At 64.5% G+C, this 23873-nt stretch carries 27 protein-coding genes; 20 read left to right on the top strand and 7 right to left on the bottom strand.

The annotated features are described in order from the left end of the window. Positions 1-28: 28 nt before the first annotated feature. A complete protein-coding gene (locus CK224_RS06405) occupies positions 29-1687 on the bottom strand; it encodes an amidohydrolase (protein WP_095781167.1) in 1659 nt (552 codons plus the stop codon). A 168-nt stretch (positions 1688-1855) separates the two neighbouring features. Between CK224_RS06405 and CK224_RS06400 the strand changes: the two genes are divergently transcribed. From CK224_RS06400 to CK224_RS06390, 3 genes are all read left to right on the top strand, one after another. Then, positions 1856-2887, top strand: coding sequence for a histone deacetylase family protein (locus CK224_RS06400; RefSeq protein ID WP_095781166.1), 1032 nt, complete (start codon positions 1856-1858; stop codon positions 2885-2887). A 414-nt stretch (positions 2888-3301) separates the two neighbouring features. Then, complete coding sequence (locus tag CK224_RS06395) at positions 3302-4012, top strand: helix-turn-helix transcriptional regulator (protein ID WP_067002732.1); 711 nt, start codon at positions 3302-3304, stop codon at positions 4010-4012. Next, on the top strand, positions 4009-4779 hold the full coding sequence (locus CK224_RS06390) for a helix-turn-helix transcriptional regulator (protein ID WP_095781165.1): 771 nt from the start codon (positions 4009-4011) through the stop codon (positions 4777-4779). The genes CK224_RS06395 and CK224_RS06390 overlap by 4 nt, the downstream gene beginning before the upstream one ends. Positions 4780-4814: 35 nt before the next feature. On the opposite strand, the gene CK224_RS06385 is transcribed toward CK224_RS06390, so the two are convergent. Genes CK224_RS06385 through motA form a run of 6 tightly spaced genes read right to left on the bottom strand, consistent with a single transcriptional unit; the run spans position 4815 to position 9698 of the window. Continuing rightward, positions 4815-5252 carry a hypothetical protein gene (locus CK224_RS06385; RefSeq protein WP_067002370.1) on the bottom strand — a complete coding sequence of 146 codons (438 nt, stop codon included), beginning with the start codon at positions 5250-5252 and terminating at the stop codon, positions 4815-4817. 19 nt (positions 5253-5271) lie between these two features. Beyond that, positions 5272-6354, bottom strand: coding sequence for a flagellar biosynthesis protein FlhB (gene flhB / locus CK224_RS06380; RefSeq protein ID WP_095777175.1), 1083 nt, complete (start codon positions 6352-6354; stop codon positions 5272-5274). A gap of 24 nt (positions 6355-6378) precedes the next feature. Then, a complete protein-coding gene (locus CK224_RS06375) occupies positions 6379-7395 on the bottom strand; it encodes a flagellar motor switch protein FliG (RefSeq protein WP_095781164.1) in 1017 nt (338 codons plus the stop codon). A gap of 43 nt (positions 7396-7438) precedes the next feature. Further along, positions 7439-7825 (bottom strand): flagellar motor switch protein FliN, encoded by a 387-nt coding sequence (gene fliN / locus CK224_RS06370; protein ID WP_095781163.1) that lies wholly within the window; start codon positions 7823-7825, stop codon positions 7439-7441. A 30-nt stretch (positions 7826-7855) separates the two neighbouring features. Further along, positions 7856-8788, bottom strand: coding sequence for a FliM/FliN family flagellar motor switch protein (locus CK224_RS06365; protein ID WP_095781162.1), 933 nt, complete (start codon positions 8786-8788; stop codon positions 7856-7858). Between the two features lie 34 nt (positions 8789-8822). After that, positions 8823-9698 (bottom strand): flagellar motor stator protein MotA, encoded by an 876-nt coding sequence (motA, locus tag CK224_RS06360; protein ID WP_095781161.1) that lies wholly within the window; start codon positions 9696-9698, stop codon positions 8823-8825. A gap of 145 nt (positions 9699-9843) precedes the next feature. Between motA and CK224_RS06355 the strand changes: the two genes are divergently transcribed. From CK224_RS06355 to fliF, 17 genes are all read left to right on the top strand, one after another. After that, positions 9844-10620: a DUF1217 domain-containing protein gene (locus CK224_RS06355; protein WP_095781160.1), complete on the top strand. Its 777-nt coding sequence runs from the start codon at positions 9844-9846 to the stop codon at positions 10618-10620. Between the two features lie 7 nt (positions 10621-10627). After that, entirely contained in the window at positions 10628-11350 is a 723-nt protein-coding gene (flgF, locus tag CK224_RS06350; RefSeq protein ID WP_067002386.1) for a flagellar basal-body rod protein FlgF, read from the top strand. Positions 11351-11354: 4 nt separating this feature from the next. After that, entirely contained in the window at positions 11355-12761 is a 1407-nt protein-coding gene (gene fliI, locus CK224_RS06345; protein WP_095781159.1) for a flagellar protein export ATPase FliI, read from the top strand. Then, positions 12742-13401 carry a hypothetical protein gene (locus CK224_RS06340; RefSeq protein ID WP_095781158.1) on the top strand — a complete coding sequence of 220 codons (660 nt, stop codon included), beginning with the start codon at positions 12742-12744 and terminating at the stop codon, positions 13399-13401. The genes fliI and CK224_RS06340 overlap by 20 nt, the downstream gene beginning before the upstream one ends. An 89-nt stretch (positions 13402-13490) precedes the next feature. Beyond that, positions 13491-13871 carry a flagellar basal body rod protein FlgB gene (flgB, locus tag CK224_RS06335; RefSeq protein ID WP_067002392.1) on the top strand — a complete coding sequence of 127 codons (381 nt, stop codon included), beginning with the start codon at positions 13491-13493 and terminating at the stop codon, positions 13869-13871. A gap of 2 nt (positions 13872-13873) precedes the next feature. Then, complete coding sequence (gene flgC / locus CK224_RS06330) at positions 13874-14290, top strand: flagellar basal body rod protein FlgC (RefSeq protein ID WP_067326083.1); 417 nt, start codon at positions 13874-13876, stop codon at positions 14288-14290. Then, a complete protein-coding gene (locus tag CK224_RS06325) occupies positions 14290-14619 on the top strand; it encodes a flagellar hook-basal body complex protein FliE (protein ID WP_095781157.1) in 330 nt (109 codons plus the stop codon). The genes flgC and CK224_RS06325 overlap by 1 nt, the downstream gene beginning before the upstream one ends. A 9-nt stretch (positions 14620-14628) precedes the next feature. Then, positions 14629-15417, top strand: a complete 789-nt coding sequence (gene flgG, locus CK224_RS06320; RefSeq protein WP_067002397.1) for a flagellar basal-body rod protein FlgG — start codon at positions 14629-14631, stop codon at positions 15415-15417. A gap of 6 nt (positions 15418-15423) precedes the next feature. Further along, positions 15424-15966, top strand: a complete 543-nt coding sequence (gene flgA, locus CK224_RS06315; RefSeq protein WP_067002399.1) for a flagellar basal body P-ring formation chaperone FlgA — start codon at positions 15424-15426, stop codon at positions 15964-15966. Then, positions 15963-17204, top strand: coding sequence for a flagellar basal body P-ring protein FlgI (locus tag CK224_RS06310; protein ID WP_095781156.1), 1242 nt, complete (start codon positions 15963-15965; stop codon positions 17202-17204). The genes flgA and CK224_RS06310 overlap by 4 nt, the downstream gene beginning before the upstream one ends. 62 nt (positions 17205-17266) lie before the next feature. Next, a complete protein-coding gene (locus CK224_RS06305) occupies positions 17267-17800 on the top strand; it encodes a MotE family protein (RefSeq protein ID WP_095781155.1) in 534 nt (177 codons plus the stop codon). Further along, positions 17797-18501, top strand: a complete 705-nt coding sequence (flgH, locus tag CK224_RS06300) for a flagellar basal body L-ring protein FlgH (RefSeq protein ID WP_067002405.1) — start codon at positions 17797-17799, stop codon at positions 18499-18501. The genes CK224_RS06305 and flgH overlap by 4 nt, the downstream gene beginning before the upstream one ends. A 17-nt stretch (positions 18502-18518) precedes the next feature. Further along, a complete protein-coding gene (locus CK224_RS06295; RefSeq protein WP_095781154.1) occupies positions 18519-19013 on the top strand; it encodes a flagellar basal body-associated FliL family protein in 495 nt (164 codons plus the stop codon). Beyond that, positions 19010-19741 carry a flagellar type III secretion system pore protein FliP gene (gene fliP / locus CK224_RS06290; protein WP_095777164.1) on the top strand — a complete coding sequence of 244 codons (732 nt, stop codon included), beginning with the start codon at positions 19010-19012 and terminating at the stop codon, positions 19739-19741. The genes CK224_RS06295 and fliP overlap by 4 nt, the downstream gene beginning before the upstream one ends. A gap of 235 nt (positions 19742-19976) precedes the next feature. Continuing rightward, a complete protein-coding gene (locus tag CK224_RS06285; protein ID WP_067002410.1) occupies positions 19977-20861 on the top strand; it encodes a flagellin in 885 nt (294 codons plus the stop codon). A 281-nt stretch (positions 20862-21142) separates the two neighbouring features. Further along, on the top strand, positions 21143-22027 hold the full coding sequence (locus CK224_RS06280; protein WP_067002412.1) for a flagellin: 885 nt from the start codon (positions 21143-21145) through the stop codon (positions 22025-22027). A gap of 187 nt (positions 22028-22214) precedes the next feature. Next, positions 22215-23873: a flagellar basal-body MS-ring/collar protein FliF gene (gene fliF / locus CK224_RS06275; protein ID WP_067002414.1), complete on the top strand. Its 1659-nt coding sequence runs from the start codon at positions 22215-22217 to the stop codon at positions 23871-23873.

Here is a 23873-nt window from a genome sequence, read left to right as displayed (position 1 = left end):
CCCATGCCAGCCTCAGGCCTGGACAATCCTAAGCTTGGAAAGTGATCTTGCCGCCACAGATGGTGGTAACCGGCCGCACGGTGTGCAGCGCCTCCGGCGCCGTCTTCTCGATATCGGCCGACAAAACCACGATATCGGCGAGGTATCCGGGCTTCAGGCGCCCCTTGCGGTGTTCCATGAACTCGGCATAAGCGCCTTCGACCGTGTAGCCGGCAATCGCTTCATGCAGCGAGAAGCTCTGGTCCGGCAGGCCTTCTGCCCAAGGTTTGCGCAAGACCGCCGCCTGGATGCCCAGGATCGGGTCAACCGGCGAGACCGGCCAGTCGGATGCGAAGACGACCCGCGCGCCGGCATTCTTCAAGGTGCGCCAGGCATAGCTCAGCGGCCACTTATCGCGGCCGATGCGCGAGATCGTCGGCTCCAGCGGGAAATTCATCGCGCCCGGCGGATGCGGCGGCTGCATCGAGGCGAGCACGCCGAACTCGGCGAAACGCGGCACATCGGACGGGGTGATTACTTCGATGTGCTCGATGCGGTGCCGGCTGTCGCGCCTGCCGTTTTTCTTCACTGCCGCCTGGTAACCGTCGAGCACGGCGCGCACCGCTCCGTCTCCGATCGAATGAACGGCGATCTGCAGGCCGCGCCTGTCGGCTTCGGCCGCAACCTCGGCGAAATGCTCGGGGGAAAAAAGCGGCTCGCCGCGCCAGCCCGGACGGTCGGCATAATCGTCGACCATCACCGCGGTCCAGGAATCCAGCACCCCGTCGTAGAAGACCTTGACCATGCCGGACGACAGCCACTCGGAATTGTACGCCGCCGCCATGCGCGAGGCTTTTTCCAGCATGTCCAGCTTCATGAAATTCTTGAAGTGGAACGGGATCTTGGTGCGGCAGATGAGCCGTCCTTCCTCTTGCAGCCCGGCGAGCAGCTCGAGCTGGTAGAGGTTGCCGTCCATGTTCTGGATCGAGGTGATGCCGTGCTTTGCGCACCACTCAAGCCCGCGATGCATGAGGTCGCGGTCGGCGACAAGCTCCGCTGCCGACGGATAGGGATCCGGCTCGGCACCTTCGAGGCCGAGCCGTGTCCGGTTCGCGCCGAAATGGTCGAGCACGGGACCGAACGCCTCGCCTTCGCGCAACTCGCCGGCGGCAAGCCCGTCCGCGTCCATGACGATTTCGTTGCCTGGTCCCACCTGCTTGCCATGCAGCAGGCCGGCCTCTTCCAGCGCCTTGGTGTTCGCCCACATCGTGTGATGGTCGGAGGCCGACATGGCGAAGGGCCGGTCGGGAATGATACGGTCGAGGTGATGGCGGGTCACCGGCTCGGGCAGGATCGCATAGTCTACACCGGCGCCGAGCAGCAGCCCGGCTTTCGGACGCTTCGCCGCAAAGCCCCGGATCGCGTCGCGAAGCGCGTCGAAGCCCTGCACGCCTGCCAGATGCAGATTGTCGAGCTCGGCCGCGCCGCCGAACAAATGCATGTGCGCTTCGATGAAGCCCGGCAGGACGGAGCCGCCCTGAGCATCGACGACACGAGTGGCAGGGCCTTTGCAGTCGCGGACGCTATCGCGATCTGCGATCGCAATTATCTTATCACCTTTGATGGCAATGGCCTGGGCGGCGGGGGTATCCGGATCCATCGTCAATATGCTGGCGTTCTCGACGATAAGATCGGCCGTTTGCGGCATCATTTTCTCCCATTTGTGCCTAGGCTAGCAGAGTATTGGCGCCTGGCAAGCCGTCCCATGCTGGCCCGAACGACAAATTGAAATGCCCCTTGGCGGCGCCGGAACTCTCTGCCACAAAGCTGTTTGAGGCCCCGTAACCAGAACTCGAACAGCGAGCCAACTCCCAAAATGAAGACAGTTTTTTCGCCGCTTCACGCCGGTCACGCCGGCCAGATGGAACTGGTCACCTCGGCGATCGTGCCGGGTTTCGAGAAGCCCTCGCGGGCCGAATTCATCAAGGCAAGGGTGGAAAGCGAGAAGCTGGGGCCGATCATCGGGCCGGTCGAGCACGACCTTGCCGCCGCCAAGCGCGTGCATGAAGCGCACTACATCGATTTCCTGCCGACGGTTTGGCCGGAATGGGTCGCCGCCGGCTTCAAGGGCTCGGCGATGGGCTTCACCTGGCCGACGCGCGGCCTGCGCGGCGATGTCCCGCCGAAGCGCATTGACGCCCTGCTCGGCTATTATTCCTTCGACGCCGGCGCCACCTTCGTCGAAGGCACATGGAAAGCGATCAAGTCATCCTATGACGTCGCGCTGACGGCGGCCGCTCTGGTCAAGGGCGGCGAGCGGACCGCCTTCGCGCTCTGCCGCCCGCCCGGCCACCATGCCGGCGCGGCCTTCATGGGCGGCTACTGCTTCATCAATAACGCCGCCGTCGTCGCGCAACGGTTCCGCGACCAGGGCGCAAGCCGCGTCTCGATCCTCGATGTCGATTACCACCACGGCAATGGCACGCAGGAGATTTTCTATCGCCGCGGCGACGTCCAGGTGCTCAACCTGCATGGCGATCCGATGGTCGAGTACCCCTTCTTCCTCGGCCATGCCGACGAGCGCGGCGAGGATGAAGGCGAAGGCTTCAACGTCAACTACCCGATGCCCTTCGGCACCGACTGGGGCGGCTGGAACGCGGCGCTGGAAGACGCCTGCACCAAGCTTGCCGCCTATGCGCCGGACGTGGTCGTGGTCTCGCTCGGCGTCGACACCTTCGAGAAGGATCCGATCAGCCAGTTCAAGCTGAAGAGCGAAGACTATCCCAAGATCGGCCGGCGCATCGCCAAGCTCGGCCTGCCGACGCTGTTCGTCATGGAAGGCGGCTACGCGGTTGAGGAAATCGGCATCAACGCCGTCGGCGTGCTGACCGGCTTCGAGGACCGCTGAGCCATATCTGATTGAAAGGACGCGCTTCCGCCTGCAACGGACGTCACCGGGAAATCATCGGCTCGATGCAGCTCTGAAGCCACCCCCAAGCAACGCGATGAGCAGCAGCTGAGTCGCAACACGAGTCCAGCGGATTCGATTTTGTCAAATCGCGTTTGATGTCGGATTCATCTGCGGGTAGATTAGACCCGAATCAGCCGGTCCACGGGGGGCGCGGCGACCACCCAAAGTCTCAAGTTCCGGCGTCCTGCCGGCACCAGACGCGGACGGCTTCGCGTTCCCTGTAAGGATTCGGCTCGGTTGGGCGCTGTGCGCGCCCGTGAGTGTGTCTTCGTAAACGTGACGCGTTTCGGGTCCGAGCGCTGGCCAATGCCAGCACCGGGCGCAAGGATCGATTCCGGTCAGAATATCAAAATGAGCAGTCCCGCCGCGCTTCTTCAATCCGACGCTTCAGGCTCGCGCCTGGCGTCGCGCGGCGATCTCACCAGTTTCTTCATGCAGCTTTCAGCCGATATCGGCGCCGACAGCTATATGTTGGTCGCCATGGTGCACGATCAGGATCGAAACGACGCGCGTATCGTGTCGTCGAACTGGATTTTCGACGCCATCGAGTTGATCGGCAAGCGGCTGATTGCCAATCTCGCGCTCGGCCCGCTGACGGCAGCGCCGGGCGTGCGCCCCAAGCCATTGGTCGCGGCGCATGCGCCCGACGCGGGCGCGCTACTGAGCGGCGAGGAAGCGCGTCTGCTCGATGTGCTCGGCCACGCCGAGATCTATTCGCTCAGGCTCAATGTCGGCCGCCAGCGTCTTTTCGTGCTGTTTTCCGCCGCCGAGCCCGGCAAGATCGACCTTACGGCCCTGATGAAGGCGCAGCTGAAATGCTGCTACGCGCTATCCAGCATCCCGCAATTGATCGCCGCGGCATCCATGCAGGATCCGCTGTCGGACCGCGAGCGCGAATGCCTGTTCTGGGTATCGGAGGGCAAGACCACCGACGAGGTGGCCCTCATCCTTGGCGTCTCGTCGAATACCGTCAACAGCTACATCACGCATGCCATCCAGAAATTCGCGGCCTCGAACCGGGCGATGGCGATTGCGACCGCGATCAGGAGCGGCATCATTTGAAGCACGCACAGATCAAAGAGGCCGCTGCCGCCCTTTTCAACGAGCAGCGCAATCCGTTCGGCGCCTTCTCGCTCGGATCGGAGACGCATCACGCGGTGACCATTCCGGACGCCGTGCGCCGCTGCCGCTGGATCGCGGTCGATATCAACGCTTCTGGTTTCGGACTGTTCTTCGTCAGCCCCTCGCTGGAGCGAGCGCGCCTGGTCGCCTGCTTCGATTCCGATTATCCGTCGACCGGCCTCACCACCAAATTCATCTCGGGCGCCAGCGGCGAGGAAATGGTGCGGCACAGCCGCATCTCGACGACGCCGCGCTGGTGGGCCGACAGCGGCATGGCCGGCTCGCGGCAGAGGTTTGAAAGCCTGGCATGGTCCGAACCGACCGCGCCGCTGGCGCCCGGCACCGACGGCATCGCCTTTCCGGTGCATGCGGAGCGCGGCCAGTGCGGGCTACTCGTCTTCCAGGGGCCGGACATGACCCTTTCGGACGACACGCTCTTTGAAATCCACGCGCGCTGCTTTGCCCTGTTTGCGTCGGTCGCCCGCATCCGTCCAAGCGAAACCGGCAGGACTCGCGCCATTTCCAAGCGCGAACTCGAATGCCTGAAGCTGACCGCCAACGGCAACACCAGCGAGGAGATCGCGAAGCTCCTGAAACTGTCGGTGCACACCGCCAACCAGTATCTCACCCAGTCGACGCAGAAGCTCAACGCTGTCAACCGCAACCAGGCGGTCGCGAAGGCGCTGCGGCTTGGTCTGATCGAGTAGCTCGCCCAGGCCAGGCGCCGAGACCTGAAACATCGTCAGGGAAAAGCGAGCGGCTCGGTCCTCCGGATGCGCGCCTCGTCGATCGCGTCCTCGAGCAGGGCGGTGTTGTGCTCCGGCGTCTCGCCGGGCTTCTCGAAAGAGACGTAATTGACGATCACGGACGTGCCCTGCCCGGTCAGCATCAGCTGGAAATAGACGGTTACGCCGCGCGGCCGAAGCTCGAGATCGAGCACGATGCGCGGGCTGCCGCTCCAGTCGACATGCGCTTCGCCGCCATGACCGAGCCTGAGCGTGCCCGGCTGGAAATAGAGCTCCGCAGCCGAGTCCACCAGGTCCGACAGGCAGGCGAAATGCTCCAGCCGGATAAAGGCGATATAATCCGCGACCTCGATCAGGCGCAGCTCGCCCACCACGTCCTGGATGGCATTGGCGACGATCTGCTCGCGTGAATTGGCGTGTGGTTGCCGGTTCATGGATAGAAACAGCGTCCGATCATTGGGTTACTTTTCGCTCGGCCTTCTTCGAGTAGACGATCCGCACCAATTCGGCGACGGCCTGGTAGAATTGCGACGGGATCACGCTATCAACTGAAACTTGCTTGTACATGGAGCGGGCAAGCGCCACGTCCTCGAAGATCGGAATGTTGTTCTCTCTCGCGATCTCGCGGATTTTCAGCGCCACCAGATCCTGGCCCTTGGCGAGCACCAGCGGAGCGGAGTCCTCTTCGCGCACATATTTCAGCGCGATGGAATAGTGGGTCGGATTGGCGATGACGAGCGTCGCGCGCGGCACCGCCGTCATCATGCGCCGCCGCGCCCGGTCACGCGCCAGCGAGCGCAGGCGCGACTTCACGATCGGATCGCCTTCCGACTGCTTCAGCTCGTCTTTCACTTCCTGCTTGGTCATGCGCAAGTCGCGCCGCCAGTGGAAGCGCGACCAGACGATGTCGGCGACCGCGATCACCCCCATGACGAAGACGATCGCCACTAATATGTCGACGAAGATGCCGCGGATGACCATGCCGAACGACACCGGGTTGGTGATCATGCCGGCGAGCAGCCTGCGGTGATCTTCCGACAGCGTGAAGGCCAGCACGGCGATGGCGAAGACAAGCTTGGCCAGCGACTTCGCGAATTCGACAAAGCCCTGCACGCCGAACAGGCGGCTCCAGCCCTTGGCGATCGAAATGCGCGACAGCTGCGGCCGGATCCGATCGCCGACGAATTGCGGGATGTTCTGGAACACCGAAGCGCCGACGCCGGCGACCACCAGCAGCACCAGCAGGCTGACGACGGCGCGACCGATTTCGAACAGCACGGTCTTGTAGAGCTCGATGACGTCGGTCTCGGTGTCCATCGGCCAAGCTTCCGGCTTTTCCAGGAACATGGCGAGGAACATGCCGAGATTGACGATGGCGTCCTTGGCGTAAAAGACGCTGAACACCAGTATGGCGAGGAAGGAAGCAAAGATCGCCGTCTCGCGCGAGTGAGGCAGCTTGCCCTGCTCGATCGTGTCGCGGATCTTCTTTTCTGTGGCTTCCTCGGTTTTGGAATCCTTGTCGACCGCCTCAGCCATGATGCCCTGACCGCATTACTATCGTCAGGCGGCTTCGGCAGTGGTCTGCATCGAGGGAAGCTCGAATGCTCCCTGCCGCGAGAGACGAATGGTCGCCACGGCGATCGTCTTTCGCGCCGCCATGATGTCGGCCAGCGCGATACCTTCCGATCCCTGTCCGAGCTCGGATTCGATCATGCGGCGCGAGCGTGCGCCGATCGCCGACAGCACGGATTCGATAAGCTCCGCCGGCGCGCCGCGCAAAGCCAGTGTGACGAGCTCCGTCGACAGTCCGTCGAACAGAAGCACGCGCGCCTTCTGGGCGAGCAGCGGCAAGTCGTCGAAGGCAAACAGCCGCGACCTGACCCCGGCCAGATCGGGCGTGCCGGCTTCCTCCAGGTCCTGCATGAGTTCGTCGAGCTCGGGCTTGGCCATCTCGTTGAGCACGCTGGCGACGCGCTCCTGGCCCACCGAGGTGTCCCTGGTCGCTTTTTGCGAAAGCACGCTGGCGCGCAACTGGTTCTCGACGATCCTGGCTGCCGCTTCCGGAATGTTGGCCATCGTCACCATGCGCTTGATGATCTGGCTGCGTATCGGCTTTTCCATCGTCAGCAGCACATTGGCCGCGGTCTGCGGCGCAAGCTTCGACAGCACCATGGCGGACGTTTGCGGGTGTTCGCCGGCGAGGAAGGTGCCCAGGCGCGTCGGCTCGAGCTTTTCCAGATCCGGCCAGATCGGCGGCGGTCCCTCAGGAGCGGGCTCGAACTTCTTCTCGCCCATGATGGCGCTCATTTCCTCCGGCGACAGCGATTCGTTGAGGATCGTGTCCATCCGGTCCGCCGAATCCAGCAGGCCTGCGCCCTCGGTGAACTCGGCCTCGAATTCCGCAACGATGCGCTCCAGATCGGTTTGCGGAATGGTTCGCAGCAGCCGCGCGCCCTCGATCAACGCCTTCAGCTCCTCCTGCTTGAAGAATTTGAGCAGCCGGCTGGCCGAGGGCTTGCCCATCGCCACCAGGATGGCGGCGGCCTTTTGCGGGCGCGTCAGCGTCAACGACGTCATTGGGCCTGGCTCCGCTGCCGGTGAATGCTCTCGCCGTCCATGCTCAGGCGCTCTTGGTAGCAGCGTTGATTTCGGTAAGCCTGATGCCGAAGCGCGTCGGATCGTGTTCCAGCACCGTGATCTCGCCGCGCGCGATTCTGCGGCCGTTGACCACCACGTCGACCGGCTCGCCTATGCGGCGGTTGAGCGCTACCGTCGAGCCCTTCTGCAGCGCCATCAGCTCCGAGACCGGCATTTCGGTGCTGCCCAGAATGATCTGCACATCGACCGGGATCGTCATGATGATCGAGGAATTGGCGCCGGCCTGCAGGGCGGCTTCGGGGCGGTTCTCCTCCTCCCGCAGCACGCCGCGCAATTCCTCGATGGCGCGGTCGAGCTGCTCGTCCGGCTGGTCGGCTTCGGGTTCGGCTTCCAAGTTGGTCTTTGCCATGCCTCGTCTCCAATAATCCCAAGCCAGGCCTCAGCCCGGCACCAATCCGTCGATGAAATCCTGCCCGCCATCGTGGGGATGCCGGATGCGGACCGTGTAGTTCTGTCCGAGCTTGCCGAACTCGCAGACAAACAGCGTCTTGTCGCGCGCGCTGAGCTTTGCCTGCAGCTGCGCATCTTCCTCGAACTCGATCACCTGTCCGGGCTGGAAGGCGGCGAGATCGCCAAGCGACAGCCGGGCGAGCGGCATGGTGGCCTCGAGCCGCACGGCCGAGCGCATCACTTCCTCCGAGAAGCGGGCTCGCCAGTCGAATTCCGTCGTCTGGTCGCCGCCGTGATCGGCGGTGGCGCCGCGGGTCGCCAAAAGGATTCGCTGCGGGATCATCACCGTCACCGTGCCGGTGTCGGTCGGCGTCGAGATGCCATAGATGATGCGAACCGCCGCCCCGTCGCGCAGCACGCGCCGTTTCGCCTCGTTGCCGGACATCGCCCTCGGGACAGGCTGGCGCAGTTCGAGAGAACGCCGGCCCGATCCGTTCAGCGCCATCGCGACCTCTTGGAAGACGGTGGTGGCGACGTCGGTCTCGATCTGTGACAGGTCGCGCTCGATCGGCGCCACCGGCTGGTCCGGATCGCCGCCGAACAGCGCCTGGACCATGACGGCGATCGCCGGCGCGTCCAAGACGAGCGTCATGGCGTCGGCCGAGGTCGGCGAAGGAACGATAGTCATGGCGAAGGTTTCGCCGGCGCGCATACGCGCATCGGGGACACGCCCCACCTCGACGGCTTGCAGGTCGACGGTGACCGGCGCGCCAAGCTCTCCAAGGGCTTTCTGCAGCAGCGGCAGCGAGCGCTCGGCCATGCCGCGGCCGACGCCGATCACCTGCGCAGCCTCGCCGCTGTCACCGACGAGACGCTCGATGATGAGAGCCCGGGTTTGCGACGGACTTGCCGGACTGGTCATGACGCCAAACGGCCCCGGCTGAAGTTTTGCATGCTCAGGCCGCCTTCTTCTCGGCGGTGCCGGTGCTCATCGTGCTCTGCTCGACGGCATCGATAGTAGGACGCTCATAGGACGAGATGGTCTTGCGGCCGAACTCGATCGCGACCTGCGGCAAGGCGCCGTTCATGTAAGCGAGCAGCGTCTGCTTGACGATGATGTAGAGGCGGTTCTTCTTCTCGCGCACCGTCTTGATCTTGGTGGCGACCGGACCGACCACGGCATAGGACAGGAAGATGCCAAGGAAGGTTCCGACGAGCGCAGCACCGATCAGCCCGCCGAGAATTTCCGGCGATTGGTCGAGCGCGCCCATCGCCTTCACAACGCCGAGCACGGCCGCGACGATGCCGAGCGCCGGCAGGCCGTCGCCGACCGCGACCATCGCGTGATAGGCCTTCAGCTTGTCGGTGCGGATCGTCTGGATCTCCTCATCCATGAGCGCCTCGATCTCGTGCGAGCGCGCATTGCCGATGATGATGATGCGGCAATAGTCGCAGATGAAATGCGTCAGGTCGTGGTTCTTGAGCACGGTCGGGAACGCCTGGAAGATCGCCGACTCTTCCGGATTGTCGATATGCGCCTCGACCTCGCTGCGCGACTTCGATCGCAACTCGCGCATCAAGCTGTGCAGGACGCCAAGCGTTTCGAGATAGTCGCGCTCCTTCGGCACGGCCTGCTTGAAGGCCTCGAGAATGCCCTTGCCGGTGTCCTTGACCGTCTTCATCGGGTTGGCGACGAGGAAAGTGCCGAGCGCTGCGCCGCAGATGACCACCGCTTCCCAAGGCTGGATCAGCACATGCAGATGCCCACCCATGGCCATGAAGCCACCGAGCACGCAGCCAAGCGTCACCACAAGTCCGATCAGAATACCCACGACAGGTCCTTCCGCATGTCACGTCGGGGATCAGGGATAGTCCTCGTGCCTTGTGTGAGGCTTGAATCGCGATGCGGAAACCGATTCAGCCTCGCACAAGGAAGCATCGCTATCGTCACCCGGAAAGCTTCGGCCGGAGGCGCAGATGTTGAACACCTATACGAGCTATCAGCTCATCGCCAAGGACATCCCAAAGGCAATCGACCAGGTCGAGTCGCAGCCCGTCGTCAAGCGTGAGACCGACTACTATTTGGCCAATATCGGCAACGTCAAAAGCATCGACGATTTCGTCAATAACACTCGGCTGTTCAACTACGCGATGAAGGCGTACGGGCTGGAAGACATGGCCTATGCCAAGGCCTTCATGGTCAAGGCGCTCAAGGAAGGCGTGTCCGACTCCGACAGCTTCGCCAACAAGCTGAGCGACAAGCGTTACGCCGACTTCGTCAAAGCGTTCAACTTTGCGGCTTACGGCTCGACCGCCACGCTCTATCCTTCCGCCCAGCAAGGCGCGGTCGACAAATACATGCGCCAGACGCTGGAGGAGAATGCCGGCGAGACCAATCAGGGCGTGCGGCTGGCGCTCTATTTCCAGCGTAAGGCGCCTGACATCAACAGCTGGTATGACGTACTCGCCGACACGGCCCTTTCGAGCGTGGTGCGCACCGCTCTCGGCCTGCCCGACTCCATCGCCTCCGCCGACATCGACAAGCAGGCGCAGATGTTCGAGCAGAAGCTCGATCTCGCCGACTTCAAGGATCCCGACAAGCTGAACACCTTCCTTACCCGCTTCACCAGCCTGTGGGAGATCAACAACCCGACGACCACTGCCGTGACCTCGGTCAGCGTGCTGTTCGCGCAACCGACGACAGTCGGCATCTCGACCGATCTGATGATGGCCATGCAGAAGCTGAAGTTCTGAGAACACCATGCAGGACAGTCTCTACGTCGCCCTCTCCTCGCAGATTGCGCTCGAACGCCGTCTCGACACCATCGCCGACAACGTCGCCAACGCTTCGACCATCGGCTTTCGCGCCACCGGCGTGAAATTCGAGGACGTGGTCTCCGGCACCGGGCCGAAGTCGGTATCCTTCGCATCCTCCGGCAAGACCTATCTTTCCAGCGCGCACGGCTCGCTGACCGAAACCGGCAATCCTTTCGATTTCGCCATCCAAGGCGACGCCTGGTTCGCCATCGAGACGCCGGCCGGCACGGTGATGACCCGCGACGGCCGTTTCTCCATGAACGAGAACGGCGAGCTGATGTCGATCGAAGGCTACCCGGTGCTGGACAGCGGCGGCGCGCCGATCCAGCTCGATCCGCGCAACGGTCCGCCCAAGGCCGGCGCCGATGGCTCGCTACGCCAAAACGACCAGCTCGTCGGCGCCATCGGCCTCTACGATTTCGACCCCGGCGCCAATTTCGTCCGCTACGGCAATTCGGGCATCGTTCCCGCGCGGACCCCGGAACCGGTCACCGACCGCTCCGATGTCGGCGTAGCTCAAGGGTTTCTCGAGGAATCCAACGTCAATCCGGTGCTGGAGATGACCCGGCTGATCCAGGTGCAGCGCGCCTTCGAGAATACGGCTGCGCTGATCCGGCAGAGTGCTTCGTCCACCGACGATGCGATCAAGACGCTCGGCGACAAGTAACGGGATGGCGAACGGCTCGTCCCTGCTCCGCGCGCCTGAGAACCTTGCAGACGCCGGTCCCACGGATCGGCTGGCCGCGCTCGAACGCATCTGGCGGCGGTTCGACAACCCGGAAACGCTGCTCAGCCGCGGCGGCCGCGTCGTCGAGATCTCGCCCACTCACTACAAGGTGCGCGGCCTTTCGGACATTGCCAGGCTCGGCGACATCGTCGAGCAGCGCGGCAAGACCGGCACGCGCCGCGGCGAGATCGTCAGGATAGGCCGCGACGAGGTGGTGGTCGCGCCGTTCGAGCGCCACGCCGATGCCGGCATCGGCGACACCGTTTTCCGGCGCGGCCCACTCGCGGTCGCGCCGGATGTTTCCTGGCGCGGGCGCGCCATCGACGCTTTGACTCGCGTCATCGACGGCGGCCCGCCGCTGGTCAGGCCGAATGCCGCCGGCAGCGCCGACACATTGACGCCCGGCGCCATGTCGCGGCAGCGGGTCGACACCGGCTTCCTGACCGGAGTGCGGGTGATCGACATCTTCACGCCGCTCTGCTTCGGCCAGCGGCTCGGCATTTTCGCCGGCTCCGGCGTCGGCAAGTCGACGCTGCTTGCCATGCTCGCCGGCGCCGAGGCTTTCGACACGGTGGTCGTGGCGCTGATCGGCGAGCGCGGCCGCGAGGTGCGCGAATTCCTCGAGGACACGATCGGCGCCGACAGCATGGCCAAGACCGTCGCGGTCGTCGCCACCAGCGACGAGAGCGCCATGATGCGTCGGCGCGCGCCCGACACAGCCATGCGTGTGGCCGAGCATTTCCGCGACCAGGGCCATCGCGTGCTCCTGGTGCTGGATTCGATCACCCGCTTTGCCCATGCGCTGCGCGAGGTGGCGACGGGCACCGGCGAGCCGCCGGTCGCGCGCGGCTACCCGGCATCGGTCTTCACCGATCTGCCGAAGCTGCTCGAGCGCGCCGGACCAGGCGCCGAGGGCAAAGGCTCGATCACCGCCATCATCTCGGTGCTGGTGGACGGCGACGACCACAACGATCCAGTGGCCGATTCGGTGCGCGGCATCCTCGATGGCCACGTCGTGCTCGACCGCGCGATCGCCGAGCAGGGACGCTACCCGCCGGTCAATCCGCTGTCGTCGATCTCACGTCTCGCCGACAAGGCTTGGAGCGCGGAGCAGCGCATGCTGGTGACAAGGCTGAAAGCGATGATCGCGCGCTTCGAGGACACGCGCGACATCCGTCTGCTCGGCGCCTATCAGGGCGGCGCCGACGCCGAGCTCGACATCGCCGTGCGCCAGGTGCCGCTGATCTACGACGCGCTCACGCAGTCGCCGAGGGACCGCGCATCGGCCGATCCGTTCACCGATCTCGCCCGCCATCTCAAGGGGAAGCAGAATGGCGATCAAGGAGACTGACCTGCAACAGACCGAGCGCATGCTGCGTGAGATGATTGCCGAGGCGAGGGCCGCCGAGGAGGCCGACGCCAGCCGCGACTCGCTCATCAACGGCCTGTTCCCGAAAAAGGTGGAGTGGCCCCAGCCGCCGCCGGCCCAGTTCCCCCGCCTCACGAGCAGGAAAGCGGACCGGCGCAGCGATTTCGTCGTGGCAGCGCTCGGCATCACGCTCGGCCTGATCTGCGCGCTGTTTCCCTGGTATATCTTTTTCAACCAGGAGCAGTTCGGCGTCCAGACCATCAAGTTCGGCGGCAGCGGCAGCAATTCGGGACGCGACGGCGGCGGCGTCGCGGCCGAACGCAGCGGACCGCTGACGGCCAAGGACGTTCCCAACGCCGATATCGACCTGCTGGCCACCGGAACGGTGCAGGACGAACCCCCGCCGGCGCCTGGCGACCAGCCCTTCCCTGCGGCCGCGGCGGAATTCAGGATGGTGCATGTCGCCAATGGCCGCGCGATGATCCAGGACGACACCGGCCTGTGGATCGTCCAGCGCGGCTCCGTCCTGCCGGACTCCAGCCGCGTCGCCGCGATCGAGCAGCGCGGTGGCAAGTGGGTGATCGTCACCGATGCTAACAAGGTGATCCAGCTTTCCAGGTGATGGTCTCGTAACGGGCCGCGGGCTCGCTCCGCGCAAGGTCCGCGCAAGACTGGCGGCCTAGTCTTGTGCGTACTCGCCCGGAGAGTCCCATGGAATCCGTCAACCTCTTTGACCTCGCCACCCGGCAGTCGCAATGGCTGGCCGTGCGCCAGTCGGCGATCGCATCCAACATCGCCAATGCCAACACGCCGGGCTACACGGCAAACGACGTCGAACCGTTCGAAAAGGTCCTCGACCGGACTGCGGTGACGCTGGCGGCCACCCAGACCGGCCATCTGGGCGCCGAGGGGACCAATGCCGGCTTCAATCTCAAGCCGGAGGATGTCACGGGCTCGATAATGCCGTCGAAGAACACGGTGGTGCTCGAGGACGAGCTGATGAAGGCCGGCGAAGTGCGCCGCTCCTTCGAGCTCAACACGGCGATCGTCAAAGCCTTCCATTCGATGATGACGATGGTGGTGAAGAGCTGACCATGGACGCCCTGACCGCAGCCCTCAAAGTCGCGGCATCCGGCCTTGGCGCCCAGTCGGAGCGTCTGCGCGTGGTGTCGGAGAACCTCGCCAATGCGCAATCGACGGGCAACACGCCTGGCGCCGATCCCTATCGCCGCAAGACGATCAGTTTCCAGTCCGAGCTCGACCGGACGAGCGGTGGTTCGCTGGTCGAGGTGAGCTCGATCGCGCGCGACCCGTCGGACTTCCCGATCGAGTTCCAGCCCGGCAACGAGGCCGCCGACGCAAAAGGGTACGTGAAGATGCCCAACGTCAACGTGCTGGTCGAAATGGCCGACATGAGCGAGGCGAACCGCTCCTATGAGGCCAACCTGCAGGTCATCAAGCAGGCTCGCGATCTGATTTCCATGACCATCGACCTGATGAGGAACCAGTAATGATCGGCGGTATCGGGGCACTACAGTTCAAACCGGCAATCGACGGCGCGGAGGCCGCCTCGCCGGGCCTGCTTCAGGGCGGCGTCGGCACCAAAGCAGGCGAAAGCGTCGGCAGCAGCTTCGCGGAGGCTCTCGGCCAGGCTGCGACCAAGACCGTCAACACGCTGCAGAACGCCGAACAGATGTCGATCCAGGCGCTGAAGGGCGACGCCGACACCCGCCAGGTGGCCGATGCGGTGTTGAGCGCCCAGCAGGCCCTGCAGACGACGATCGCCATCCGCGACAAGGTCGTCTCGGCCTATCTCGAAATCAGCCGCATGAGTATCTAGGACCGCGTCATGAAAGCCCTTGCCATCGCCGCGACCGGCATGAACGCCCAGCAGACCAATCTGGAAGTCATCGCCAACAACATCGCCAACATCAACACCACCGGCTACAAGCGGGCGCGCGCCGAATTCTCCGACCTGCTCTATCAGGTCGATCGCACCCAAGGGGTGCCCAACCGCTCCAACACCTCGCTGGTGCCCGAGGGCGTTTCGATCGGCCTCGGCGTCAAGACGACGGCCGTGCGCAACGTCCACACACAGGGCGAGCTGACCAGCACGGGCAACAGCTTCGACCTAGCGCTGACCGGCCGCGGCTGGTTCCAGATCGAGGGCGCCGACGGCAGCACGCTCTACTCCCGCGCCGGCGCCTTCAACACCAATGCCACCGGGCAGCTGGTCACCGCCGACGGCGCCACCGTCATTCCGGCGATCACCGTGCCGACCGACGCGGTCGAGGTCATCGTCAACAAGACCGGCCAGGTCTTTGCCCGTATCGACGGCCAGACCGACCTTCAGCTTCTCGGCCAGCTTCAGATCGCCAACTTCGCCAATGAGGCGGGCCTGGCGCCGCTCGGCGACAATCTGTTCCAGGAGACGGCGGCCTCCGGCCCGGCCAATGTCGGCGTTCCAGGCGATCCGGGCTTCGCCACCATCGAGCAGGGCTATCTGGAGTCCTCCAACGTCGATCCGGTCAAGGAAATCACCGAGCTGATCTCGGCGCAGCGCGCCTATGAAATGAACTCGAAGGTCATCCAGGCCGCTGACGACATGGCCTCGGTGGTCTCAAAGAACATCAGGTAACCGACGATGGCCATGCCGGCTTCCTGCCCTGCTTTTCGTCGCGTCGTGCTGGCCCTTGCGCTGGTGGTCGTCGGCGTGCCGGCACTTGCGCAAGAGACGGGCCCATCTCCCTTGCGATCCGGGGAGTCGGCCAACCAGCTCGCCGCCAATCAAGCGGTCGGCGAAGCCGTGCTGATCCCCAACCGGGTCATCTATCCCGGCGAGACGATCGAACTTGCGGCGCTGAAGCAGGTGACGCTTGTCCCGGGCAAGCACAAGCCGGACGGAATGGCGACGCGCTCCGAGGAACTTCAGGGCAAGGTCGCCAAGCGCACCCTCGTGCCCGGCCGCTACATTCCGGCGGCCGCGATCCGCGATGCCTGGCTGGTCGAGCAGGGTGCCTCGGTGGAGGTCTATTTCACCGCCGGAGCGCTGACCATCTCCGCCGCCGGCGTCACGCTGCAGCCGGGCGCCGCCGGCGATCTCATCAAAATCCGCAATGTCGACAGCGGCAAGATCATTTCCGGCACGGTAATGGCCGACGGCACGATTCGGGTCGGCGCATCGTGAGGCGCGTCTTTGCCCTTCTGCTGAGCGCCGCGATCGGTCTTCAGCCCGCATTGGCGGATGGGCTCACGTCCAAGGCCAAGCGCGAACTTGCGCAGAAAAATGGCGGCGTCTACGACGACCCGGAATACGATCCGGCGACCACCACCCGCATGTTCCGCGTCTCGACGGGACCGAGCACGCTGCCGCCCGGCCAGGTCGCCGCGCGCATCAAGGACATTGCCCAGTTACAGAGCGCGCGCGACAACCAGCTCGTCGGCTACGGCCTGGTCATCGGCCTGGCGGGAACCGGCGACAGCCTGCGCAACTCGCCGTTCACCGAACAGTCGATCCGCGCCATGCTGGAGAACATCGGCATCGCCACCGAAGGTGGCAGCGCGCGCGCCAAGAACGTCGCCGCCGTCATCGTCACCGCCAACATGCCGCCCTTCGTCCAGTCGGGCGCGCGCATCGACATCGACGTCTCCTCGATGGGAGATGCCACCTCGCTTGCCGGCGGCACCCTGGTGATGACGCCGCTCAAGGCCGCGGACGGCGAGATCTATGCCGTCGGCCAGGGCTCGGTGATCGTGGGCGGTTTCACCGCCCAGGGCCAGGCAGAGCAACTGACGCAAGGCGTGCCCACCGCCGGCCGCGTGCCGAACGGCGCCATCGTCGAGCGCTCGGTGCCGGCCGAGTTCGATGACCAGGGCGTGCTGACGCTGCAATTGCGCAATTCCGATTTCTCGACCGCCATCCGCATCGCGGACGCCATCAACGACTACACCTCGCAGCGCTTCGGCATGCGCGTTGCGGCCGAGCGCGATGCCCGCACCGTGCAGATCAGACGGCCGAAGAACGTATCGGCCGCGCGCTTCTATGCCGAGATCGAAAATCTGGTCGTCGAGTCGGATGCGCCTGCCCGGGTCGTCATCGACGAGCGCACCGGCACCATCGTCATCGGCAACAACGTCAAGATCTCGCGCGTCGCCATCAGCCACGGCACGCTCACCGTGCGCATCACCGAGGCGCCGAAAGTGGTTCAGCCGGAGCCCTTCTCCAAGGGCGAGACGGCGGTCGAACCCTTCACCGCCATCGAGGCCTCGCGACCCGATGCCCGCGTCGCCGTGCTCGACGGCCCCGACCTTGAAACGCTCGTCTCCGGTCTCAACCGTCTCGGCGTCAAGCCCGACGGCATCATCGCCATCCTGCAAGGCATCAAGTCGGCCGGCGCCCTGCAGGCCGACCTGGTTCTCCAATAGGCATGCCGATGATGGAGCTCTTCTCCTCAAACCCGCATCGTCGCCCGAGACTTCATACGACCATGAAGCTGCTAGCCGCTGTCGCGATCGCTGCGCTGCTGGGCGGCACTCCGGGTCGCGCGGAAGAAGTCCGCCAGGTGCTGCCCGGCGGACAGGCCCCGGCCCAGCCGGCTGAGCTCGCGCGCGGGAAGGCGCCGGACGAGAGCGAGATCCAGCGCTTCTGCTCCAACATCGCCGATGCGGCTCGCGACCGCCGCTACGCGTTGCAGGCCGAGGAGCTGAAGCAGCTCCAGGCAGGCATCGACGAGCGCATGAAAGCGCTGGAGACAAAACGCGCCGAGTACGAGCAGTGGCTGAAGCGACGCGAGGTATTCCTGGCGCGCGCCGAAGAGAGCGTCGTCAAGATCTATGCCGGCATGAAGCCAGACGCCGCAGCCGAGCGCCTGGCAATGGTCAACGCCGAGCTCGCTGCGGCCATCCTGATGAAGCTCGATGCGCGCAAGGCCGGCGTCATCCTCAACGAAATGGACCAGAAGGCGGCGGCGACGCTCACCGGCATCATGGCCAGCGCGGCGCGAAGGGTTGATCCGTCATGAAGTTGAAATTGCTCGTCCTTGTCGCGGTCGCGGCACTGTCCGGCTGCGGCACCGATCTCAAGGAAGTCGGCCGGGAGCCTGCGCTCTCACCGGTCGGCTCCGGCATCGGCAATGGCGGCGCTGCCCCCTACTCCTATCCGGAGCCGCCGGCAAGACCCGTCAAGAAATTCTCGCTTTGGGATGATCGCCAGAGCAGGCTTTTCACCGATCCGCGGGCGCTGCGCGAGGGCGATATCCTGACCGTCAACATCAAGCTCAACGACAAGGCCAATTTCAAGAACAAGAACGACCGCAGCCGCACCGCCGCGCGCAAGCTCGGCTACGACGTGACGCTCGGTTGGGACGGCAAGAGCACCAGCGGCAAGGGCGATGCCGGCTTGAGCTCCAGCACCGAGACCAACGCCGACGGCGAGATCAATCGCTCGGAGAATCTCGAGCTCAATGTCGCCGCCGTCGTCACCGAAGTGCTGCCCAACGGCAATCTGATGATCAGGGGCTCGCAGGAAGTGCGCGTCAATTACGAACTTCGGGTCCTCACCATCGCCGGCATGGTCCGTCCCTCCGATATCGGCGCCGAAAACACCATTCCCTACGAGCGCATCGCCGAGGCACGCATCTCCTATGGCGGACGCGGCCGCGTGAGCGAGGTCCAGCAGCCGGCCTACGGTCAGCAGATCCTCGACCAGGTTCTTCCTTTCTAGGCGGGGAGATCGCTGTCGTGGCAAACGTCGACCAGGCTCAGTCCAAGAAGGGACCTTCCCTTGTGGTCCAGCTCGCCATGCTCTTGGCCATGACGGGGGCGGCCGTCGGCATGGGCTGGTTCTCGGGCGGCTATCTCAAGCAGGGAGAAGCCCCGGCGCCTGTTCCTGCCGCACCTGAGAACGCCGGCAACCCGGAGAAGTCGGCCGAAGTGGGCAAACAGATCGCCGGACCGACGGTGGTCCAACTGGCGCCGATCACCACCAATCTCGCCGCACCCAGCGAAGTCTGGATAAGGCTGGAGGCATCGGTGCTCTACGACGCGCCGCAGCCGCAGGATATGACCGAGCAGATCCATCAGGACCTGCTGGCGTTCGTGCGCACGCTGAAGATGCATCAGATCGAAGGCGCCAGCGGCTACCAGCATCTCAAGGCCGATCTCGACGAGCGTGCGGCGCTGCGCAGCGGCGGCCACGTCAAACAGGTTCTCATCAGGACGATGCTGCTCGAATGAGAAAGTTCCTCATCGCCACGGCGCTCATCGTCGTCACCACCTCTGTCGCCGCGGCCCAGCAGCTCGATCTCGGCGGCATAGGCAAGGCCGACGGCACCACGGTCGGTTATCTCATCCAGATGTTCGGGCTGCTCACCGTGCTTTCGGTGGCGCCGGGCCTGCTGATCATGGTGACGAGCTTCACCCGCTTCGTCATCGCCTTCTCGATTCTGCGCGCCGGCATCGGCCTGCAGTCGACCCCGGCCAACCTGATCCTGATCTCGCTGTCGCTGTTCATGACCTTCTATGTCATGGCGCCGACCTTCGACCAGGCCTGGAACACGGGCGTCAAACCGCTGATGGACAACCAGATCACCCAGGCCGAGGCGTTCGAGAAGATCTCGGATCCGTTCCGCAGCTTCATGCTGCACAATGTGCGCGACAAGGATTTCGATCTTTTTGCCGATCTCGCCCGCGAGCGCGGCCAGACCGTCTCGCGCGACACCGTGGACCTGCGCATTCTGGTGCCCGCCTTCATGATCTCGGAAATCAGGCGCGGCTTCGAGATCGGTTTTCTGATCGTGCTGCCGTTCCTGGTGATCGATCTCATCGTCGCCACCGTGACCATGGCGATGGGCATGATGATGCTGCCGCCGACGGTGGTTTCCCTGCCGTTCAAGATCCTGTTTTTCGTGCTGATCGACGGCTGGAACCTTCTGGTCGGCAGCCTGGTGCGATCCTTTACCTGACCGCCCACCGGGCTCCAGGACTGCATTCAAAGCGCTAAGGCTTCGGCTGCTAAAGCCCGCGCGAATTATTTTGGATTAACCGTCCAGTTTAGCCGTTTGGTAGGAACTTGCCCGCATAGTCCGCTCCAGATGGCGGGTGATCGGGTCTCAGCGATCATTGGCATGATGCCGCACCGTCATACCGGACAAGCCGGTATGTCAAAAAAATCCGTGTAAAAACCAAGGTACGAGTATCATGTCCAGTATCATGACCAATTCCGCTGCGCTGACCGCGCTGCAGAGCTTGAACAACACCAACAAGCAGCTCGAGACCACCCAGTCCCGCATTTCGACCGGTTACCGTGTCGCCACCGCGAGCGACAACGCCGCTTACTGGTCGATCGCCACCTCGATGAAGTCGGACAACAAGGCGCTCTCGGCCGTTCAGGACTCGCTCGGCCTCGGCGCCGGCAAGGTCGACACAGCCTACACCGCCATCAACGACGTCAAGGATCAGGTGGACCTGATCAAGACCAAGCTGGTTACCGCCCGCGGCGCCAGCCAGGAAGACCAGCAGAAGATCGCGACCGAAATCAAGGCCATCCAGGATCAGATCAAGTCGTCGGTCACCAACGCCAACTTCGCCGGCTCGAACCTGCTGCAGAACGACGGCACGGCTGCTTCCGATCTGAACATCGTTGCTTCGTACAACCGCACCGGCTCGACCGTCACCATCGACACCATCAAGGTGGCCTCTGCCGACACGCAGGTCCTCGACACGGCGGGCACCGGCGGCATCGTCGGCGGTCTGCTTGCGACGACCTTCTTCGATCCGAGCTCCGCCGCCGTCGCCGACACCGCCATCGACACCGCGCTCGGCACCGTTGAAACGGCGCTCGGCAAGCTGTCCACCGGCGCCGCCTCGCTCGGTGCCGCAAAGTCGCGCATCGATACCCAGCAGAGCTTCCTGTCGAACCTGTCGGACTCGATCGACAAGGGCGTCGGCGCTCTGGTCGACGCCGACATGAACAAGGAATCGACCCGCCTGCAGGCCCTCCAGGTGCAGCAGCAGCTCGGCATCCAGGCGCTGTCGATCGCCAACGGCAACTCGCAGCAGATCCTGTCGCTCTTCCGCGGCTGATCGCCCAGCGAAATTCAGGCATTTTTGTCGGGTCGCGCCACCAGCGCGGCCCGATTTTCATTTTTGATGCTGCTGCCCCTCCGAGGCGCGCCTCTTCCCTCGAGAAATATTACCGCACCGCGGTTTCAAGGCTGGCTTTTAACGCGCCGTTAACTGTGACGCGCTAGCTATGGTTAACCAATCGCTATGACGGGCCGACCGACGGTCGACAGGCATGACCGCCCCCGCCAGAGAGTTGACCGGCATGCGCGAGGCATGCCTGCTTTGAGAAGGGGTGTATCTTGGCAAGCATCATGACCAACGCCGCCGCGCTCACCGCGCTGCAGAGCCTCAACGCCACCAACAAGGCGCTTGAGACGACGCAGGGCCGCATCTCGACCGGCTACCGTGTCGCCACCGCTTCCGACAACGCCGCCTACTGGTCGATCGCCACCTCGATGCGGTCCGACAACAAGGCGCTCTCGGCCGTCCAGGACGCGCTCGGCCTCGGCGCCGGCAAGGTCGACACAGCTTACACCGCCATCACCGACATCAAGGACCAGGTCGACGCGATAAAGGCCAAGCTGGTCACCGCGCGCGGCGCCAGTCAGGACAACCAGCAGAAGATCGCGACCGAAATCAAGGCCATCCAGGACCAGATCAGGTCGTCGGTCACCAATGCCAGCTATGCCGGTTCGAACCTGCTGCAGAATGACGGAACGGCCGCCTCGGACCTGCATGTCGTGGCTTCGTACAACCGCACCGGCACGACCGTCTCCATCGACACCATCGACGTGGCAGCGACCGACACGCAGGTTCTCGACACCGCCGGCACGGGCGGCATCGTCGGCGGGCTGCTTGCGACGACCTTCTTCGATCCGAGTGCCGCGGCCGTTTCCGACACCGCCGTCGACACCGCGCTCGACAGCGTTGAAACGGCGCTTGCCAAGCTCTCCACCGGCGCTGCCTACCTTGGCGCCGCCAAGTCGCGCATCGACACCCAGCAGAGCTTCCTGTCGAACCTGTCCGATTCGATCGACAAGGGCGTCGGTGCCCTCGTCGATGCCGACATGAACAAGGAATCAACCCGCCTGCAGGCGCTCCAGGTGCAACAGCAGCTCGGCATCCAGGCGCTGTCGATCGCCAACGGCAACTCGCAGTCGATCCTGGCTCTGTTCAAGAGCTGATATTTCCGCTGAGGCAACCCTTCCATCGCAAGGCCGCGTCTCGGGCGCGGCCTTTTTCTTGCGCGTTGGACTGCTGCCTCCGGGCCGTTCGGGCCTAGCATAGCCCCTGGCCGCGCGCACTATCATCCTCGCACAAGCTTCGCGGTCTAGTCTTCCGGCGGAAAGTCATGCTGGGAGCGGTTGAATCGTGCCGGAACAGATCCAGAGCCTCATCGCGAACCTCCGCGGCTTCGGCGTCAGGCGTCTCGCTCTCATGGGCGGCATCGCCGCGCTGGTCATGGCCGTCATCGGCGTCGGCTCGGTCTATCTCAACCGTCCGGCCTACGAGACGCTCTATGTCGGGCTCGACCGCAGCGACGTGAACCAGATCGGCCTGGTGCTGGGCGAGGCCGGCATCGGCTTCGATGTCGGCGCCGACGGAACATCGGTGCTGGTGCCGGCCGGCACCACCGCGCAGGCGCGCATGCTGCTCGCCGAAAAGGGCCTGCCGACCAGCGCCAACGCCGGCTACGAGCTGTTCGACAATGTCGGCTCGCTCGGCCTCACGTCGTTCATGCAGCAGATCACCCGCGTGCGTGCGCTGGAAGGCGAGATCGCGCGCACCATCCAGTCGATCGCCGGCGTCAAGGCGGCGCGCGTACACATCGTCATGTCCGAGCGCGCCAATTTCCGCCGCGACGAGCAGCAGCCCTCGGCCTCGGTGGTCATCCGCTATGCCGGCGTCGATGCCGAAAAGAGCGCCCAGTCGATCCGCCACCTCGTCGCCGCAGCGGTTCCGGGCCTGTCGGCCGACAAGGTGACCGTGCTCGATTCCAACGGCAATCTGCTCGCCGCCGGCGACGACACTTCGAACACAAGTGCTGCCCGCACGCTCGGCGTCGAGCAGACGGTCGAGGCGCAGATCGGCGACAACATCCGCCGCGCGCTGACGCCTTATCTCGGCCCCGACAATTTCCGCGCCAGCGTCAAGGCCGACGTCAATACCGACACCCGTCAGACCGAAGAAACGATCTTCGATCCCGAATCCCGCGTCGAGCGTTCAGTGCAGTCGGTGCGCACCAACGAGGCCAGCAACCAGAAGCAGGCCTCGAACCCGACCAGCGTCGAGCAGAACCTGCCCGAGACGCAGACGACCACGACTGAAGGGCCGCAGTCCTCCTCGCAGAACGACCGCAAGGAGGAGATCACCAACTACGAGATCAACTCCAAGAAGATCGCCACCGTTTCCAACGGCTACTCGGTGACCAAGATGTCGATCGCCGTCGTCGTCAACCAGGATCGGCTGAAGACCATTCTCGGCAAGGACGCCACCCCCGAGCAGCTTGCCAAGCGCGTCGCCGATATCCAGAAGATGGTGGCCTCCGCCACCGGCTTTGAGGAGAAGCGCGGCGACGTCATCGATGTCTCGGCGGTCGAGTTCATCGACGGGCTGGACGGTGAGCCGATTGACCAGCCGGGCATCCTCGCCTCGATCGGCACATACACCGGCACGCTGATCAATGCCGGCGCCTTTATCGTCGTCGTGTTCCTGGTCGCCTTCTTCGGCCTGCGGCCGATGGCGGCCGCGCTGACGGCGTCGGCCAAGCCCGCGGCCCTCGCCGGCCCGAGCTTCGACGATGTCCAGCGCTCGCTCCCGACGCCCGACGCGCCGGTGGCCGCAATCGCAGCCGACACGGCCGTCGGCGCGCTGCCGGGTGCCCGGCCGGGCGCCACTCCGCTCGACGACCTGCGCCAGAAGATCAGGCCTGCGCCGCAGGAACGGCTAGCACGCATGGTCGACCTCAACGAGGAACGCACCGCCCAGATCCTGCGCAAATGGGCGGCCGCCCCGGAAGCCGCGGGTTAA

Origin of the sequence: Mesorhizobium sp. WSM3862 (assembly GCF_002294985.1) — a bacterium.
Lineage (GTDB): Bacteria > Pseudomonadota > Alphaproteobacteria > Rhizobiales > Rhizobiaceae > Mesorhizobium.
Note: the sequence above shows the minus strand (reverse complement) of the source record. Positions and strands in the feature narration are given on the sequence as shown.